The following is a 2,061-nucleotide window of genomic DNA, read 5'->3' on the forward strand; positions in this document are numbered from 1 at the left end:
TAAATCAGTGTTAAAGCCTGTAACATTAGGTCGTTAGTGTGCTTATTTGGTTCATTGTTTTGAGATTTAACAATTCGTAAAAATGAAAAACTGTAAACCTTTTTCAATAATTTTGTTTTTTTTAAAAGGAATTGATTATTTCGCATTCGGTTGTTTGGCCCCCCAGTCCTTTATTTTTGATACATGGGGGAGAGAAAGTAGATTTTTAGCTGCTTGAACAAACGTTTATTCTTTTAGTAATACAAGGAAGCTACACTTTGTGTTTGTTGGAAAAAGAAAATGAATACCCAAAAGAGGATATGGTAAAAAAAAAAACAATCTTGAGGTCGTATTCCTAAACGACCTCAAGATTGTAAGTTTAATGTGGTTTCAATTGCTTTTTAGTTGGGCTTACTATGCTCCACAAGATTGCCCGTTTATTCGTCGTTATTTTTCGTATAGCGCTAGGCTTGAATCGGTACAAAGTATAGTTGTTATGATTGAACTACCAGTTGCGAATGTACCTTGTGTAGTCCCTGTATTATTGGCTACGGAGGTTCCAAGATTACCAGCTTGGATGACTAGTTTTAGTTTATTGTTTTTGGGTGTTAAAGGGACATTAGTTAGATCAAATTGTTTTGTGTGCAGATTACGAATAGTTGATGATATTTGAGCTGGATAATCTGGATAAACTGTTGTTTTATATACTTCTATATTATTGACATATATTTTTATGATTTGGTATATTTTAATGTGTTTGTTTGGTGTACCAGATGTATTTAAAACAAGAAAATGATGTAAGTCGAATGAGTAACTTATCATTTTAGGTTTGTTAATCGCTTCAAAAACGTCAAAGGTAATGGTGTCAATTGTTTTTTCAGTGCGCATTGACGAGAGGGTTACTTCATTATAGGTGAAATTAACAGAAGTACCAACACGACTAGTAGGATTGTTGATAAAATTCGTTAAGCTATACCCTGTACGCGTAGGAAAGGTTACTCCAGTTCCCGTTATAGGTGTTCCCGCATTGTCTACCTCGATTTCATTATAATAGGTAAACGTATTGTTTTGATTGTCTACTAATTTAGTTGTTTTGGGGTCAGCCTTTTGTTCAGCAATAAAATCATCTAGAGTTTTGTCCTCATTTCCTGCAAGGGTTTTCCACAGTTCAAAGGTAGAGTGTCCTGTATCCCCTTTTTCCCCTTGTGGACCTTTTAATGCTGTTAAGAAATCCGCTTCTGTTTTGCCTGTATTTTCTGGTATTTGAGTCCAAAGTTCATAAGCTGATTGTCCATTAGTTCCATCGGTTCCTTTTTCTCCTTTTAATGCTACTAAGAAGTCTGCTTCTGTTTTACCAGCATTCTCGGGTTTTTCAGCCCAAAGTTCATAAGCCGATTGCCCATCTGCTCCTTTATCTCCTTTATCTCCTTTTAATGCTGCTAAGAAATCTGCTTCTGTTTTACCTGTATTTTCGGGTTTTTCAGCCCAAAGCTCATAAGCCGATTGTCCATTCGTTCCATCGGTTCCTTTTTCTCCTTTCAATGCTGCTAAGAAGTCAGTTTCTGTTTTACCCGCATTTTCGGGTTTTTCAGCCCAAAGCTCATAAGCCGATTGTCCATTTGTTCCATCGGTTCCTTTTTCTCCTTTTAATGCTGCTAAGAAATCTGCTTCTGTTTTGCCTGTATTTTCGGGTTGTTCAGCCCAAAGCTCATAAGCCGATTGTCCATTTATTCCATCGGTTCCCTTTTCTCCTTTCAATGCTGCTAAGAAGTCAGTTTCTGTTTTACCTGCATTTTCGGGTTGTTCAGCCCAGAGTTCCAGTGCTGATTTTCCGTCAGCGCCCGTAGCTCCTCTGTCGCCTTTATCTCCCTTTTCTCCTTTTAATGCTGCTAAGAAATCTGCTTCTGTTTTGCCTGTATTTTCGGGTTTTTCAGCCCAAAGCTCATAAGCCGATTGTCCATTTGTTCCATCGGTTCCTTTTTCTCCTTTTAATGCTGCTAAGAAATCTGCTTCTGTTTTGCCTGTATTTTCGGGTTGTTCAGCCCAGAGTTCCAGTGCTGATTTTCCGTCAGCGCCCGTAGC

1 pseudogene is annotated in these 2,061 nt (G+C 37.9%); it reads right to left on the reverse strand.

Annotation, left to right across the window (positions count from 1 at the left end):
* Positions 1 to 426: 426 nt before the first annotated feature.
* Positions 427 to 2,061: pseudogene (locus tag ACPDHL_RS16145) on the reverse strand (hypothetical protein); the annotation flags it as partial.

The sequence above is a fragment of the Myroides sp. C15-4 genome (assembly GCF_050522745.1).
In the GTDB taxonomy this organism is placed as follows: domain Bacteria; phylum Bacteroidota; class Bacteroidia; order Flavobacteriales; family Flavobacteriaceae; genus Flavobacterium.